This is a genomic window from Halalkalibaculum sp. DA384 (assembly GCF_043951955.1).
Lineage (GTDB): Bacteria > Bacteroidota > Rhodothermia > Balneolales > Balneolaceae > JAMQKA01.
Genome location: NZ_JBINJE010000016.1, coordinates 25,719 through 41,836, shown reverse-complemented (window position 1 = coordinate 41,836; position 16,118 = coordinate 25,719). Strand labels below are relative to the sequence as shown.

Annotated in this window: 11 protein-coding genes; 2 read left to right on the top strand and 9 right to left on the bottom strand. The window is 51.6% G+C overall.

The window, feature by feature from the left end:
• Positions 1 to 4: 4 nt before the first annotated feature.
• From pstA to ACG2E4_RS10650, 3 genes are read right to left on the bottom strand one after another with little or no spacing between them, the layout of a single operon-like run.
• Positions 5 to 862 carry a phosphate ABC transporter permease PstA gene (gene pstA / locus ACG2E4_RS10660; RefSeq protein WP_395276533.1) on the bottom strand — a complete coding sequence of 286 codons (858 nt, stop codon included), beginning with the start codon at positions 860 to 862 and terminating at the stop codon, positions 5 to 7.
• Positions 855 to 1,736: a phosphate ABC transporter permease subunit PstC gene (pstC, locus tag ACG2E4_RS10655; protein ID WP_395276532.1), complete on the bottom strand. Its 882-nt coding sequence runs from the start codon at positions 1,734 to 1,736 to the stop codon at positions 855 to 857. The genes pstA and pstC overlap by 8 nt, the downstream gene beginning before the upstream one ends.
• A gap of 40 nt (positions 1,737 to 1,776) precedes the next feature.
• Entirely contained in the window at positions 1,777 to 2,733 is a 957-nt protein-coding gene (locus tag ACG2E4_RS10650; RefSeq protein ID WP_395258709.1) for a PstS family phosphate ABC transporter substrate-binding protein, read from the bottom strand.
• A 654-nt stretch (positions 2,734 to 3,387) separates the two neighbouring features.
• Between ACG2E4_RS10650 and ACG2E4_RS10645 the strand changes: the two genes are divergently transcribed.
• Positions 3,388 to 4,203, top strand: a complete 816-nt coding sequence (locus ACG2E4_RS10645) for an SDR family oxidoreductase (RefSeq protein WP_395276531.1) — start codon at positions 3,388 to 3,390, stop codon at positions 4,201 to 4,203.
• Positions 4,204 to 4,285: 82 nt separating this feature from the next.
• Positions 4,286 to 5,293 carry an FAD:protein FMN transferase gene (locus tag ACG2E4_RS10640; protein WP_395276530.1) on the top strand — a complete coding sequence of 336 codons (1,008 nt, stop codon included), beginning with the start codon at positions 4,286 to 4,288 and terminating at the stop codon, positions 5,291 to 5,293.
• A 66-nt stretch (positions 5,294 to 5,359) separates the two neighbouring features.
• On the opposite strand, the gene ACG2E4_RS10635 is transcribed toward ACG2E4_RS10640, so the two are convergent.
• The 6 genes from ACG2E4_RS10635 to ACG2E4_RS10610 form a co-directional block, all read right to left on the bottom strand.
• Positions 5,360 to 5,794: an SRPBCC family protein gene (locus ACG2E4_RS10635; RefSeq protein WP_395258715.1), complete on the bottom strand. Its 435-nt coding sequence runs from the start codon at positions 5,792 to 5,794 to the stop codon at positions 5,360 to 5,362.
• A gap of 110 nt (positions 5,795 to 5,904) precedes the next feature.
• A complete protein-coding gene (locus ACG2E4_RS10630) occupies positions 5,905 to 8,076 on the bottom strand; it encodes an alpha-glucuronidase family glycosyl hydrolase (RefSeq protein WP_395276529.1) in 2,172 nt (723 codons plus the stop codon).
• A gap of 181 nt (positions 8,077 to 8,257) precedes the next feature.
• Positions 8,258 to 11,923, bottom strand: coding sequence for an FG-GAP-like repeat-containing protein (locus ACG2E4_RS10625; protein ID WP_395276528.1), 3,666 nt, complete (start codon positions 11,921 to 11,923; stop codon positions 8,258 to 8,260).
• Between the two features lie 424 nt (positions 11,924 to 12,347).
• Positions 12,348 to 13,043, bottom strand: coding sequence for a DUF1080 domain-containing protein (locus tag ACG2E4_RS10620; RefSeq protein WP_395276527.1), 696 nt, complete (start codon positions 13,041 to 13,043; stop codon positions 12,348 to 12,350).
• Between the two features lie 436 nt (positions 13,044 to 13,479).
• Entirely contained in the window at positions 13,480 to 14,964 is a 1,485-nt protein-coding gene (locus ACG2E4_RS10615; RefSeq protein ID WP_395276526.1) for a hypothetical protein, read from the bottom strand.
• 11 nt (positions 14,965 to 14,975) lie between these two features.
• On the bottom strand, positions 14,976 to 16,103 hold the full coding sequence (locus ACG2E4_RS10610; RefSeq protein WP_395276525.1) for a plastocyanin/azurin family copper-binding protein: 1,128 nt from the start codon (positions 16,101 to 16,103) through the stop codon (positions 14,976 to 14,978).
• Positions 16,104 to 16,118 lie beyond the last annotated feature (15 nt).

The window sequence follows — 16,118 nt, the reverse complement described above, 5'->3', positions numbered from 1 at the left end:
CTGCCTACCAGTTAACTTTCTTCTGCCATCGGTTTCTAAGGTATACCGCAATTCCATTCATCACAAATGTGATCAGCAGCAGTACAATGATGGCCGCGGCCGCATTTATTACAAATTCGTGCTGCGGGCGGGTAACCCAGTTAAATATCTGTATCGGCAGTACGGTAAACTCGTCGAGTGGACTCCGGGGAGCAAATGGGACATAAGCCAGGGCGCCTATAACAATGAGAGGGGCCGTTTCCCCCACGGCGCGCGAAATCGCCAGGATAACCCCAGTCAGGATTCCCCCGATACAAGCGGGCAGAATCTGGTTCCATATAGTCTGCCATTTGGATGCTCCCAGCGCAACGGAGGCGTCCCGTATGGAGGAGGGAACCGCCCTGATAGCCTCCCGCGTAGATACGATAATAACCGGCAAAATCAGCAGCGACAGCGTCAGCGCACCGGCCAAAATGCTGTTTCCCAGTTTCATAATCCGTACAAATACCTCCAGCCCCAATAGTCCATAGATAACCGAAGGCACACCCGCCAGATTCGCAATATTAATTTCCAGAAATGAACTGAGCCTGCTCTTTTTTCCGTATTCCTCCAGGTAGAGTCCCGCACCCACTCCCAGCGGAAACGAGATGAGCGTGGTCAGCACAAGCACCCATACCGTACCGATCCATGCAGTATAGATGCCAGATCGCTCGGCAAACCGGGAGGGAAGACTCATGATAAATTCCCAGCTCAAACGCTCGCTTCCCATGTATACGATAAATCCCAAAAAGATAGCCAGGACCACCAGTCCCACAAGCGTGGCAGCCACGCCCACCCCTTTGAACATTTTGTCTTTAAACCTGTTATATCTGGCTCTATTCATATTTCTCCCGGTATTTTGCGCGAATCCAGTAGCTGATATTGTTCAGGATAAAGGTAAAAATAAATAGCGTTATCCCGGCCGCGAAGATGGTCCGGTACGCGGTGGTCCCATACGGTACATCTCCCATGCTTATCTGTACGATATAGGAGGTGATCGTTTGAATCGGGACGGTGGGATCAAAGGTAAACCGCGGCTGCATACCCGCTGCAATTGCCACAATCATGGTTTCGCCGATAGCCCGCGCAACGGCAAGAATACCCGAAACGATGATACCCGACGATGCCGCCGGAACCATCACTTTAAAAGCGGTCTGCAGCCGGGTCGATCCCATGCCGAAGGCCGCCTGCCGCAGGGAATCAGGCACCGAATTCAGCGCATCTTCACTCAACGACGAGACAAACGGAATAATCATGATACCCATCACAATTCCGGGCGAAAGAGCATTAAACCCGGAGAGATCGGTAACAAAATTCTTTAGAAAGGGGGTTACGATCATTAACGCAAAAAAGCCGTAGACCACGGTGGGTACTACGGCTAATACTTCCAGCAACGGTTTGACCACGTTCCGAAATCGCCTCGGGGCGTATTCATTCAGATACACCGCAATGATGATTCCGATGGGCAGGGCCACCGAGATCGCAATCAAAGAGGTGAGCAGGGTTCCCGCAATAAGAGGTAAAATACCATACGACTTGCTGGTAAAGAGCGGGGTCCATTCCGTACCGGTCAAAAAATCGATTATTGAAACTTCACTGAAAAAAGCGACAGCTTCCACTAGCAGCACCAGGATAATCCCAACGGTGGTCAACACGGTAATAAAGGCACAAGCCGCCAGCGCCCTTTCTATTATGTTCTCCTTCGTTTTCCTTTTCATATAAAAACGATGTCGTTACTAATACCCAGCAATTTTTTGGTTATGGTTGAGCGCTCGTGCTGTCAGAGGAAATAAAGGAGTGGAATTTGTCTTTTTGAACCTGGTAAACAGAATCGGGCATCGCCACGTAACCGACCGATTTCGTAAGTTCAGGAGCGATGTCCAGATAGAATTCAATAAATTGCTGCACTGCCGGTCGCTGTGCGGCCTCTTTGGAGACATAGATAAACAGCGGACGCGAGAGGGGGGTGTAGGTATCATTGGATACTGTTTCAATGGAGGGAGCCACCGGGTCTTTCTCGCCATGTTTGACCGGAACCAGCCTGAGCTGTTCCTGGTTTTCCTCGTAGTAGGCCAGGCCAAAAAATCCAAGTGCGTACTGGTCGGTCGACACCCCCTGTACGAGTACATTATCATCTTCACTGGCCGTAAAATCTCCCCGGCTTGCACCGCTTTCGCCAACAACAGCTTCCGTAAAGTAATCGTACGTACCGGAGGCGACGCCCGGTCCATACAGGTTGAGACCATTCTCCGGCCAGTCGGGGCGGATATGATTCCACTGGGTAATCTCATCCTGCGCTTCTGGTTCCCAGATCGTTTTCAGCTCCTCAACCGTTAAATAGTCGACCCAGTCGTTTTCCGGGTGTACAACGACCGCCAGCCCATCATACGCCACCGACAACTGAAGATATTCGACCCCGTTTTGTTTGGCCGCCTCAATTTCGGTAGGACTAATCTCCCGCGAGGCGTTATTTATAGCCGTTTCTCCTCGTACGAATTTCTGGAACCCGCCCCCTGTACCTGACACGCCCACGGTAACCCGAACATCAGGGGCTTCGGAACGGAATTCTTCAGCAACGGCTTCGGTAACGGGAAAAACAGTGCTTGAACCATCGATATTGATTCTACCGGAAAGGGTGTCTCCGTCCCCCCCGGAACCGCAGGAGGAGAGTAAAAAGGATGCAACCAACAGGGTGAGAAACAGGCTTTTATTCATAATGAGGAAAAAGTGAAAAGGTTAAAAAGTATTCTGATTTCAGTGTGCTGATCATTGAGCGGCAAAACTAAAGAACAGATGTTAACAAACTGTTAAGCCAATGTATTCTTAGTGTTATGTTGTCCTGCAAAACGACTTTCCGCTGTGGTTCTCTTTAATAAATACAAAACGGCAAAATCTCAACTGGTTTTTAAAAGTTATTTCTTTCCACAAACCTGTCATCTCCCTCCATCTCAGAACGCTCTGTTCTCCAGGTGTTGCGGCACAGTCTCCAAGAGAGCCTCTAAAAAGCCTGAAGCTTGTTTCAAAGCCAATCCCTGAGCGCGGAATTGGTCGAAACAACGTTTTTTTCGATGACCTCTATGAAAAACAGTCTGGTAAAATTATTTGGCCATTGACCACTGCACCGGGACCAGCGCCCGGGTGTAGTGCAGGTATTTACAGCCACCGAAATTGCAGCATCACGACCCAAAATTTGATACGCGGCTCCCTTTTTAAATGAAAAAGCGGCAAGCCCAAAATGCCGGCCAGTGCCAGAACCTGAAACTTTCCTTTTTAAGGAGTTCAGGCACAAATATGATGGTTTTTTCGCTTATAATTGGTTTTATTTGATACCCATATTAAAAGGATAATTACAGATCTAAAAATCATAAAATGAACAACCTATTTGATCTTTCAGGTAAAGTAGCAATCGTAACGGGCGGGACCGGAGTTCTGGGCGGAGCCATGGCAAAAGGGTTGGCTGCTGCCGGGGCTAAAGTCGGCATTCTGGGCAGGAGCGAAGATTCTGCCAAACAAAATGTAAAAGATATCGAAGACAGTGGCGGGGAAGCGGTGCCATTGATAGCGGATGTGCTGGTAAAAGCTGACCTGGAAGCGGCACGGGACAAAATTATGGACAAATGGGGACGTATTGATATCCTCGTCAACGCTGCCGGCGGCAACATGGCGGGAGCCACGATCAATCCCGACCAGTCGTTCCTGGACCTGGACGATGAAGCGCTGGAAAATGTGATGGATCTGAATTTTTTTGGCACCTACCATCCCACCAAAGTATTCGGCGAAGACATGATCAAGAACGAACGGGGGTCGATTGTTCATATCTCATCCATGGCGGCAGATCGTGCCATCACCCGTGTGCTGGGATATTCGGCCGCCAAATCAGCCGTTGACAACTTTACTAAATTCCTTGCAACCGAGCTTGCAATCAAATATGGAGACGGACTCCGGGTTAACGCGATTGCCCCGGGCTTCTTCATCGGGGAACAGAACCGGGACCTGCTGCTCAATGAAGACGGATCTCTAACCGAACGCGGGCAGACGATTGTCGACAACACCCCGATGAAACGGTTTGGAGAAAAAGAGGAGCTTATTGGAACGGTGGTTTGGCTGGCCAGTGAGGCATCCAAATTTGTTACCGGTACGGTCATTCCCGTTGACGGAGGTTTCAGTGCGTACAGCGGAGTCTAAATATTGTTTTCCTGCTCAGATCCTCTCGGAAATGGGGAAAAATGTTAAACGTTTTCACCCGTTCAGCAGGAGCTTTTTAATCATGCTCCTGCTTTTTCTTTTTCTTCCGCACCTGCTGCCCGCCCAGCAGATGAAAGCGGAGCGGTACGAATACCGCAGCTCTCACATGGGAACCACCTTCCGGATAGTGCTTTACGCAGACTCGAACGTACAGGCAAACTCCGCCTCGCGGGCTGCATTCAGGCATATCGAAAAGCTGGATTCCTTGCTAAGCGATTATGATCCCGAAAGTGAACTAAATCGACTGAACCGGACCTCCGGCAGGGATACGGCCGTTGTGGTCTCCCGGCACCTGTTCAGGGTACTGCAGTACGCCCGGCAGGTTTCAGAGAAAACCGGCGGCGCTTTCGATGTCACTGTCGGTCCCTACGTGCAGCTTTGGAGAAAGATGAACCGCCAGGCGGAACCCGCACTCCCAACCGATCAAACCCTTGCCAGCATGAGCAAACGGGTCGGATTCCGGTATGTAAAGCTGGACGAACAACACCAGACCGTTGAACTCAGGCAAAAAAATATGCAGCTCGATCTTGGCGGAATCGCCAAAGGGTATGCAGTGGACCAGGCCCTGAAGATGCTGAACCGTCATGGAGTTGATGCCGCCCTTGTTGATGGGGGAGGCGATATTGCGATTGGCGCCCCTCCCCCCGGCAGGAACGGGTGGAACATCGAAGTGCTCACCCACGACACCGCCGGCGTTGACAACCGTATTATGCTGCAGCTCGCAAACAGCGCGGTGGCCACCTCGGGCGATCTCTATCAATACGTGGAGATTGACGGCACCCGCTACTCCCACATCATCGATCCGCGAACGGGGCTGGGACTGACCGACCGCAGGCAGGTTACCGTGATCGCTTCCAACGGCTTGACTGCCGACAGCTACGCTTCCGCTGCCAGCGTTCTCCCCCCCGAAAAAGCCCTTCGTCTGGCCGAAAAAATGAAAGGAGTTGCCCTCTTTATGGAACAATACCGTGATTCCGGTATCAAACGGTGGCAGTCCGGTGGGTTTCGCACGCTGATACACGAGGAATAATGGGTCGCCAGGCTGTCTGACAGATTGCAATCGCCAAAATTCTCATCATTTCTTAAATACTGCTGATTAACGCTCACAATATTTTTTTACCGCCTCCATATCTTTAACAAGGGCCTTTCTGATGGAACCCTTCATGAGTGGAGTCATGATCCTGGCCATAAATTTTTGCGGTTGGATATCCATTACCAGGGTCAGGGTGGTTTCCTCCCCCGTTTCCTCCACGGTAAACAGCGAATCCCAGCGTACACCGTGACTTTCAGCAACAATACGAATTCGACTATTTTCCACCAGCTCCGTCACCTCAAGCTCCTCCGTCGCTTCGCGGCCGTACATGACGCGTGTTTCCCTAAAACGGGTACCCACCCCATATGTCGATTTTGACAAAAATTCCACCTCCACAATATCCGGTACCGCTTCTGAAAAATTCCGTATATCGGCGATGGTCTTAAACACCAACTCTGCCGGGGCATCGATCGCTATACTGGTGGTAATATGACTCATAATAGATCCCTTCGATATGTTCCAGTTTTATATAAAAAAGAGCAAAGGGATATCGCCTGCTACAGCGACATCCCTTCACACATTACACCAAAACCATTCCCAACAAAACCTCAGAACCGGGCGATATGATGTGTTTTTTCCAGCTCCTTGTAGTATTCCAGGGAGTGTTCCGGCTTCTCATATTCCTCGGGAATCGGCTCTCCCGCAAACTGTTGGAAGTAGAGTACGCAGGCGTTTCTCCACCAAAGGGCCGCCTCCTCCTGGATTTCCAGCAGCGCTTCCACATGACGATACCGTCCCTTGTCGATCAGTCCCTCTACGGACGCCCATTTTTCCCGCATTTCCCGGACATCTTCCACCCCCTGGTAGTAGCGATGCACCAGCTCCTGCCAGAGTGTTCGGCCGGTTGAAAGCTGATAATCCCAGGGCACGTGGTGGAACCAAAGCAGGTATTCCAGCGGTGTATCCCCCATTTCATCAAATTGGTCCCGTACTTCCGGTGCGTATTGCTCAATTGCGTTTGAGCCGGACTCCGTGCGGTCAAAACCGATCCCTTCGTCATCCGCCCTGTGATAGTATACCGCCGTCCAATCGGGGCGCGGCAGGTCGGAGGTCCAGGGCGCCGGACCGTAGTGATGGCCCTGCGCGTACAGGTGCGTGAGGCCCAGCGGATTCCGGTATCGTACGCCCGCCTCGCGAGACATCATCATCATCTCTTTAACCGGTTCCACAAAATCCGGATCGTGGGTAAACGTCATTCGAATCCACTCGTCAGCGAGTCCTTCAGCCGTTTGTGTATGATCCCATGCCAACCGGCCAAACAGGTACCAGTTCGACTGCCCAAACGGATGGCCGGTCCAGTTTCGGTCGCGCCCGGTATTGGCCACACCCGCAATACCGGTGTGCTCGTAGTCAAATACCTCCCCGTCGATTACCCGGGCCACCGTCGAGCCTTCCCCTTTGGCATAGGTATCGGCACTCAGTGCTTCCTTGTAGAGTGGGCCCATATATGCAAGGTGCAGACTGAATCCGAAATATTCCTGCGTAATCTGCAGCTCCAGCATGGTATTGGTCTCCGGCAGGGTTCCAAACAGCGGGTGAAACGGTTCCCTGGGCTGGAAGTCGATCGGCCCGTTTTTGACCTGCAGTATCACGTTGTCCGCAAACTGCCCGTCCAGGGGAACAAACTCGTCGTAGCCCTCGCGGAAGCGATCCTCCTGCTCGGGACTGTATACAAACGCCCGCCACATCACAATACCGCCGTGCGGAGCCACTGCTTCTGCAAGGACATTGGCCCCTTCGGCATGCGAACGGCCATAATTCTGGGGTCCCGGCTGCCCTTCCGAGTTGGCCTTTACCAGAAAACCTCCAAAATCTGGAATATGTTTATAAATTTGATCCGCCTTGTCTTTCCACCACTGCTGCACGTCAGGATTTAGCGGATCCGAGTTTTCGAGACCTCCTACACGACTTGGTGCAAAAAAGTTGGCTGAAAAGTAAATCTTAATTCCATAGGGACGAAAGATGTCGGCCAGCTTTGCGGCTTTTTTAATGTACTGCTCAGTGAGCATCCGCGGGTCGGCGTTTACATTGTTGATCACCGTACCATTGATCCCAAGTGAAGCGTTGGCCCGTGCATAATCCGTATAGCGGGGATCTTCGTAGTTGGGCAGCGTCTTCCACTCCCACAGCGAAAGCCCGGCATAACCCCGCTCCACCGTACGGTCCAGGTTGTCCCAGTGGTTTAGCACGCGATGCTGTATTTTCGGAGCGCTTGCGATCGAAATATGTTGCACCTCTTCATGCGTCTTCATCAGCCGCAACAAGTGAAAAGTACCGTAGAGTGCCCCCACATCGGTATTGGCTGCAATCACGACATGGTCATTCCCCTGAACACGGTGCTGCTCAATCAAGAACCCTTCGTCACCAACCGACGTTAATTTTTTATCCAGGTTGAGCGAGGAGATGATTTCAGAGTCCGACGGTGTACCGATAATAAGCGACCGGTTGCCAGAGAGCTCGCTTTTGACCGGGATCTCTTTACCCAACAGCCCACTCAGGCCCTTTTGGATTTCCCTGCCTGTCACCCTGGATGTTTCCGAATCGCCGGCCAGGACAACCTCCTGAAAGGCCAATCGATACTGCTGAAGTCTGGCGTTATCTGAAATCTGGTCATATCTCAGCCACAGGCGGTAGCCATCGTCAGCGATAACCTGCTGAGCCCCTAATCCGACTAAAAACACCACCAGAAATAATAGATGCCTTTTCATATTAGGTATCATAGTAATCCTGTTTTTATGAGTTAACTTGCTACCAATGTTTATAGTCTGCAATTGAGATAAAAAAAATTAAATGCCAACATTGCCCATAATGACCAGGTGCCCGTTTGTCGTGTGACTCCCATATATCCTCCCGGCAGAATCTTCAAATCACCGTCAACTGGTCTTGTAACTGCCTGAACCATCACTCGGGAAACTCAAGCAGATACTCTCTTTTTTCCTCTTTCAGCTCCACCCACTGACGGCGACCGTCAAACCAATGCACCTCTATTTCAGCAACATTGTGATTCGACCGGCTGCCCATTACCTGGGTAAAACTATTTTGCGACCAGTATCCTGAACCGGCCTGTATTTCGCGCAGCGGACCCTTTTCACCGTTGCCATAAACCAGTCGTATAGCCGAACCCAGGGCATCGCTGTTCTGTTCGGGTCCCTGCAGCGTTACACGATATCCAGGTTTCCTCGTTCGGTTCAGGTACAATTTAGTCTCGGCGTCATTTTGGGTGACCGCCAAATCTACTTTCCCGTCGTTGTTAACGTCACTAAACGCGGCTCCCCGCTGTTCGCCATACACCTTGATTCCAGATTCACTTCCCGCCAGCGGCGTAAAATCGCCCGTTCCATCCCCCCGCAGCCACAGTCCCCGGCCGGCATCAAGGCGCGGCACTTCGCGAGGCATACCGAAGTAATTCTGGCTCAGGAACAGGTCCTCATTGCCGTCGTTGTTGAAATCAGCCACCCCCACGTGAAATGCCGCCGAAAATTGAGAGCGCACGGGCAGCGGTTTCGCGTCAAATCCTTCGCCGGTATTGATGAAGACCATATGCCGGAGATCGTTTACCGCTTTATACGGAATTTGCGATAACCGGCTCCCAAATATATCCTGCATGTCGGAACCGGCAAAGGCACGGTAACTTTGGAACCGGTTGGAAATAACGGGGAGGGTATTGTATTCATATAATTTCTTACGGGGTACGTAATGTCCTTCACGGTTGGCGTGTGTTTCAATAATATCTACGCGCCGGTCGCCGTTGAGATCCGTATAATACATCCGCAGCGGATCCCCGAACTCCATCTGGTATGAGCTGTTCAATCCCACGTTGGCAACAACGATATCGGGGCGGCCGTCATTGTTGAAGTCGCCGGTGGCGATACCGCGCCACCAGCCCTTGTACTGATCAAGGCCCACTTGTGCAGATATATCATTAAAAACACCGCCATCATTCTCCATCAGAATAACGGAGTCCCAGCCGCGGCTCAACAGCAGATCCTGGTCCCCGTCCTGGTCGTAATCGCTGAATACCGCTCCTGTAATCAACCCGATCTCTCCCAATTTCCTTGAATTCTGCGCATCGAGCACAAATGAGCCGTTTTCATTTTTAAAGAGCCGGGAGGTGGCATCCCTGGGATAATGGGCCGGTACAAACCGCCCACCGAGAAACAGGTCCACATCCCCGTCATTGTCGTAATCGGCCGCTGCCAGCGTACCGGTGGTAGAGTAGTTGGAAAGCGTGCCCGACTGCTCAAATTGGGTGCCCGGAGTCCGTCGGTATTGATAGGCAGAAGGCGCCCGGGGATTGCCCTGCTCGTAGTTGGCGCTACCCACCATCAGGTTCATTCCCCGGGCGGTAGACCATCCCAGGATGGCGGTCTGGTCGCCCGGTGCAATTTCATCAAAAGGGAATTCTGTCACCGGTTCAAAAGTGCCGTCGCCCCTGTTTCGAAACGCCCCGAGTGTACCTCCCTTGCCGGAGGCTACCAGCAGGTCATCGTCACCGTCATCGTCGATATCCACCCAGGATATTCCCGGTCCGAGCGTACTCAGTTTGCCGGGCAGCAGCGGTTGAATGGTCGAATCATCAAACGGATCTTCGTGATGCGTATGATCGATGCGGCCGGATACATCCTCAAAAACGGGCTCCCCGGAAGTAAATATGTTTCCATTGTCCTTTCTACCTGTCGTTGCACCCGACTTTTTAATTTCGTAGATCCGGTTCGCCTCCACCTCATTCACCACGCTGAAAGCCCCATCCGGCCAGGTGACCTCGATCGTGTAATCCGCTTCCTCATCTGCCGCAAACATCGCTAAAGGAGTAGATCCGGAAAGATAATCTCCCCCGGCCGAAAGTTGCCTTTCCTGGGTCATCGCAGGACCTACCAGCCTGACGCTGGCACCGATTCCGCGAACATTGGGTGCATCGCCCCGCAACCGGACTGCGATACGGGATGCGCGGCTTGTATTCTCAAAGACCGCCGCACTGCTGTTCAGGCGGTTACTGGCAAAATCGAGATCGCCGTCGTTATCCAGGTCGGCCGTGGCAAACCCGTGAGAGACATCCGGTTCGCCAAATCCCCATTCCGAACTTCGGTCCCGAAACGTCAGGTCCCCGTTGTTCATCAGGAATTTGTTGGAAAGATCCAGCTTCGGGGCCCTGCCGATCAACAGATCAAAATTTTCATCCATATTTCGGCCCTGCCTGATCATCCCCGCCTGCGTATCAATGTCGAGGATATCATAGGTGTAGCCCGTGTTTATGACAAGGTCTTCGTACCCGTCCAGGTTGATATCCATAAACCGGGTCGCCCACGACCACCCGGTGGCTTCTGTATTGCTGAGATAAGCGATCTCTGCGTAGGTATCGTCTTCTCTTTTCAGGTACATGGAGTTTCGGTTATACTGGGGCTGGGCTTGTATGGAGTCGGTCCGGTTGGGAGTCGGATCATCCGATCCCATCTGGCGGAGGCGGCGCTCGTGGTCGGGACTCAGCATTTCGGTCACAAACATATCGAGCCGGCCATCGCGGTTGATATCGGAAAAGTCTACCGCCATGGCCGAAAAGCTCATGTTCCGCACCGACTTCCAGTCCGCCTCACGAAAAGTACCATCCCCCAGGTTCATCCAGATGCGATCTTTTGGGAAAAAATCGTTGCACACATACAGGTCAGGGAAGCCGTCCCCGTTTAAATCCTGGAATTTGGCCGTCAGTCCCCAATCTGGTTGCAGCCCCAGAGGCTCCCCATTTGCGTCAAGAAAGGTGTCACCGGTATCAGTAACTTTTCGGAACGTTCCTTCCTCATTAATATAGAGCTCATCCTTTTCTCCCGTCTCCGCGGCTCCAACAAGTCGATTATCCCGGGACATAAACAACTGGTAATGCTCGTCGAAGGGCGAAACGAGGGTAAAGGGGCCGGTTTGATTTTGCTCATTATAGGGCTCCTTCAGGATATTATTCCACTCCAGTTCCTCGGTCGTATATATATCCTTGACCGACTTCTCCTTGTAGTTGGTCACGTACAGGTCAAGATCCCCGTCCCCGTCAATATCAGCCAGGTCCATCGTCATGCTTCCCTTTGCAGCACCGAGACCGCTGTCCTCTTTTTTGGAAAAAATCCCGTTTCCATCATTAATATAGAGTACATTCTGCTTGTGCATGGCCGTAACCAGCAAGTCGAGATCCCCATCCCCGTCCACATCGGCAAAGACTGAGCCCGTGGAGTAGTAGCCTTCGTGCGATACGCCGGACTCGGCAGTTACATCCTCAAACTGCATTCCTCCCCTGTTTTTATATAGCTTATTGGGCGTATCCAGGCCAGCAAAATAAAGATCGACAAGACCGTCGCCGTCAATATCGCCCGCCGTTACTCCCGAGCCGTTCAGGTAGTGTCGATTTTCGGCGATCTGTTCCTCCGTAATCCGATTCTCAAAATGGATACCGGTTTGGGATGGAGAGCGTGGTGAGAAGCCGGTCTCCCCGAAAAATCCCGGAGAAACCTCGGCCCAGCGGTAGTTCGTCTCTTCGTTCCACTGCAGCTCCGGTGACGCAGAGCACCCGGCCAGAATAGCGATCATCAATATGAACACCGGTTGTAATACGGAGGTAGCACCTCTTTCGGATAGTACTGCGATGTTCCCTGGCAACCATTGTTTCATCCTACCTAACCCTGATTCTTGAAGTAACGGTGCTAATTTCACATGAAGACTTCGGACATACGGTTGTCAAAGCCCTCTCATATTTAATACCGGGCACCTCTTATATATCACTGGAAAAAATAGTGTTGATCCCCATCTTCATGAAGTTATAACAAGAGAAGATACGCTGGATATTGGCCCGCATACACATCTGAACCCTGAACCTGATGCCGTATCCCCAAATCTTGCAAACTCAGCATAATATTGCCCGCAGGTTGATTGGGCTGCGGCACTCAGGATACCGATATGTAGCCCTTCAAAATAAGTCTGCGGGCAAATTACTTATTTTACTGTCCATGAGATTCTATTCCAACAGCTTGACCCGGATATTGCGCCAGCGTACCTGCAGGGGTTCTTCATGATCGGTACTGTGCACCTGCAACCCTATAAAGCCACTGGCGTCCATCGAGTCAACCAGGTGCGCGACCGGAACCCCGTTGACCCATGTTTTCAAGGTATCTCCGTGTGCCCTGATTTTGTATTTATTCCATTCTCCATTTTTAAAAGCTTTTCGGGCTTCTGGCTGTCCCTCCAGGTCATCCAGCCAGCCACGGCGGGCTTCGTCATAGATGCCGCCACTCCAGGCACGGTCAGAGGGGTCGATCTCAACCTGGTAGCCATGCACACGGCCGTTATTGTACGATGCCTTGCTCTGGCTGCGAATCTGGATACCTGAATTCAGCTCCGGATCCACTTTTACCTCCAGCTCCAGTACAAAATCGCCATATTCCATTTTCGTGCACAAAAAACTGTTGGGCGTATCCGGTACCGTGGTACCTACAATCTGGTTGCCCTGGATACGATATTTGGCCTCTCCTCCGCGCTGCACCCAGTTCTCGGACAGATCTCCTTGAATGAGGTTGGTCCACTCTCCATCCTGCGGAAGATCTGTTGAATGCAGGTCGGCTTCAGGAGTCACAAAATAGTCGCTGTTTACGCCCGCCAGCAGTATAACCGTTAGCAGAAGTACCAAGGTGCTCATATTTTTCAGTCTGTTCATAATTATATCCGTTTTCAAGTAAGATTAATTTATAGAGGGCTTGCAAAACCCTGAAATCTTCGTTCCAGGGGGAGTTGTACTTTCGTTTAAAGAACAATAATAAGGGGTCGGTACAACCACCTCCCGGTCAAATAGCAGGTTCTGCGAAGGTCCCTCACAGCATGTTTTGTAAAAGGGTAATAATCCTATATTCCGAAATGTTCGTAGTATTAAAAGGGAAACCACAACATATTCAATAAACCGAGCCATATCACAAGTGAAGGTACTTACCCAATTAGCGGCAGAGTCTGACCCGGTGATTTAGATTTCCATTACCTTTACCCTTTTACGAACGTGCTATTTACTATTAATTTCATCGTATTTCAAATATTTGCGGACACAGTTCCAAATGGATAACAGGATGCCGATCCAATAATCATATACATCAGATGATTCATCAGCGGAGCCGGTTCAAGGTATAATACACCCGGTTGTGAACCAGCGAATCCCCGTTTTCAGCGCGCAGCCCCTGGATACGCATATCGTAGATAAACCCGGGTTCTAGATCTTCAATCGTTAGGTTTACTTTCTTGTGATCACCTGAGACCTCGGCCTCCGAGACCTTAATATTATTAATGCCATACCGGTCTGATCCATACGGCTGGTGATATTTATAGTAATACCGTTCAAAGTGGTAGCGGTCGGGATCGGATGCGGTCTTGGGATCCACCGGCCTGGTAAAAGTCAGCTCGAACCCCTTTTTAGTGAGACTCATGGTGAGTACCTCCATCGGGACGATGCCGTTCCAGGTGATCTTTTGAATACCCTGGTCACCGGGCCAGCCGTGATCGGTCTGGCCTACCCACAATTCCCCTTCGGGCGAAAATGCCAGCCGGTTATTGCCGATATTCAGTCCCGTGGAATCGATAAAAGAGGTCGTTGCTCCCTGGAACTCACCCTGCACTTTTTCAAGCATGACGCGTACAATGCGCTTGTGATTCATCTCCCCCACAAACATCTGCCCGGAAAACGGTCCGAATTGCCCGCCGGTTCGGTCGATGAGCGGCTGTGTGGGAGAATTCACGAAAAAGCCGTGCGGGAACTGGATGGCAGCCTCCGTCCGCATCTTATCCAACACCGGAACCGGCAGTTCAAGCGGCTCAATATCTTCAAATCCCTCTTCCCATACCAGGCTGGGCGCGTGCCCGTAAAAATGATCCTTTTTGATGTGATAGAGTTTGCTGGTGCCAAGCCAGTCTCCCTGGTTATCCGGTATAAACAGGTTATCCTCATCGTCCATCTCAAGCCCGTTTGGAGAACGAAGTCCGCTGGCCCAGGGAATCGTTGTGCCGTCAGGCTTAACCTTGAGCACCCAGCCGCGATAGGGAACGGCTGAATACATGCGTCCCTGGCGACCAGCGGACGAAAATTCTCCACGTATAATGTCGTATATCCCGGCCATGGCAGAGGCGGTATTGAGAGCGATATAATAGTTGCCCTCCCTGTCGACTTCGGGTCCGTATGCAAACTCAGCGTAATTTCCCGACATGCCGAAGTCATCGGTAACCGTTTCATACAGGTCGGCTTTTCCATCCTGGTCGGTATCTGTAATGCGGGTTAGTTCGGCCCGCTGCATCACCAGCACCTCGTGGTTGGAAACGGCTTTAATCCACAGGGGATCCTGCAGGCCGTAGGCAAACAAGTCCCACTCTTTCGTTTCCTCATCATAGGTCATAACCTCTCCCCGGCGGAAACATCCTACCAGCCGGCCGTCCGGGAGGAAGTCGAGTCCCCCGGTCTCCACGCTCAGTCCCTCCGGCGTCTCGATTGTTTCCACGCTGTAGGCAGGTCCCCCTGTCGGCGATTCCTGCTCGCATCCCATTCCCGCCAGGAGGATCAGCAAACCTGTGATACATATTATTCCGAGTTCCGTTCGTCTCATACTGTCGTTACCTACTTTTCTGAAATAAATGCTATTGAAAACTCCTCCGCCTCTTTGGGCATCAGTTTGACGATATCTGCCTCCCTGGTTCCTTTTGACACCTCAACCCGGAGATTATCGTTGGTACTCAGGGCATACCAAATCGGCTGCTCTACATTTTCAAGACGATACTCAATCCGAAAGCCGGGCGTGGTATCAGCCGGCAAAACTAATTCGCGAACCACAATCTCTCCCATTCGATATTTAAACTGTGGATACCCGTCTACCATGCGATATCCCTGGAAGCTGGGCCGTGGCACCGAATCCTGGTGCCCCACCCGAAACGGGAACCCGGTGGTATTCCGGTAATAGATTTCACCCTCCAATTCAGCCACTTCGTGCGCTTTGGCATCCCATTGTTTGGATGCGTCGATGTAGCCGCCGTCCCAGGCGTACCGCAGGAAGCCGTATCCCGCATCCCAGTTGTAGGATTGATCTTTTTCCATACCCACTGCAATGGCAGCGAGACTCGATTCCGGCATAAAAAGACGGGTGATAGTGGGCATTTCCCTCGGGTATGGATGCATGGCGTTGGATGCGGCCATCTCGTTCCGCACCGGTTCCGGGATATTCGGATCTTCATCCAGCGGCGGGAGCTCGTCAGGATTTCGGGTGGCATAAATAGCCCCGTACATCACCATGCCGTGGGCCGGGTAGGTGCAAACATAGGGATATGTCGCCTCCCGGTCGGGGACTTCAAATATGACCGAGGCTTCTTCCCCCGGGTCAAGAAGCGGGGTGCTTACCAGCACGTTTGGGGATTCAGGTACAAATCCGGCTTCAACACCCTCCGCTCCCATCGCTTCTGCCTGTTTTACCACGTTTTCCCGGGCACCCGGTTGAACAACAAGCAAATTGTGGATCATTTCATCGGCATTTACCAGCCTTAACCGAACGACAGAGCCCGGTTCTACCACCAGCCGAACCTTGTCATATTTTAACCCGGCAACCGCCTCGATATCTATCGTTTTATCGACAGAAGTGTTGTTTTGTGCCGCTCCCTGCAAAGGCCTGGCGAGCAGGAAAGCGAGAAGGATAAAACAAGATAGTATCAGCTTCGCAATCGGATAGCACTGTTTTGTAAAAGATGTTTCCGGCATTAATCTGTAGACAAA

What these genes read in the sequence shown, in the direction of transcription:
- ACG2E4_RS10630 (WP_395276529.1), bottom strand. Translation starts at nt 8,076, where the DNA reads ATGATACCTAATATGAAAAGGCATCTATTATTTCTGGTGGTGTTTTTA.
- ACG2E4_RS10645 (WP_395276531.1), top strand. Translation starts at nt 3,388, where the DNA reads ATGAACAACCTATTTGATCTTTCAGGTAAAGTAGCAATCGTAACGGGC.
- ACG2E4_RS10625 (WP_395276528.1), bottom strand. Translation starts at nt 11,923, where the DNA reads ATGATCGCTATTCTGGCCGGGTGCTCTGCGTCACCGGAGCTGCAGTGG.
- ACG2E4_RS10635 (WP_395258715.1), bottom strand. Translation starts at nt 5,794, where the DNA reads ATGAGTCATATTACCACCAGTATAGCGATCGATGCCCCGGCAGAGTTG.
- pstA (WP_395276533.1), bottom strand. Translation starts at nt 862, where the DNA reads ATGAATAGAGCCAGATATAACAGGTTTAAAGACAAAATGTTCAAAGGG.
- ACG2E4_RS10610 (WP_395276525.1), bottom strand. Translation starts at nt 16,103, where the DNA reads ATGCCGGAAACATCTTTTACAAAACAGTGCTATCCGATTGCGAAGCTG.
- ACG2E4_RS10650 (WP_395258709.1), bottom strand. Translation starts at nt 2,733, where the DNA reads ATGAATAAAAGCCTGTTTCTCACCCTGTTGGTTGCATCCTTTTTACTC.
- pstC (WP_395276532.1), bottom strand. Translation starts at nt 1,736, where the DNA reads ATGAAAAGGAAAACGAAGGAGAACATAATAGAAAGGGCGCTGGCGGCT.
- ACG2E4_RS10620 (WP_395276527.1), bottom strand. Translation starts at nt 13,043, where the DNA reads ATGAACAGACTGAAAAATATGAGCACCTTGGTACTTCTGCTAACGGTT.
- ACG2E4_RS10640 (WP_395276530.1), top strand. Translation starts at nt 4,286, where the DNA reads ATGCTCCTGCTTTTTCTTTTTCTTCCGCACCTGCTGCCCGCCCAGCAG.
- ACG2E4_RS10615 (WP_395276526.1), bottom strand. Translation starts at nt 14,964, where the DNA reads ATGAGACGAACGGAACTCGGAATAATATGTATCACAGGTTTGCTGATC.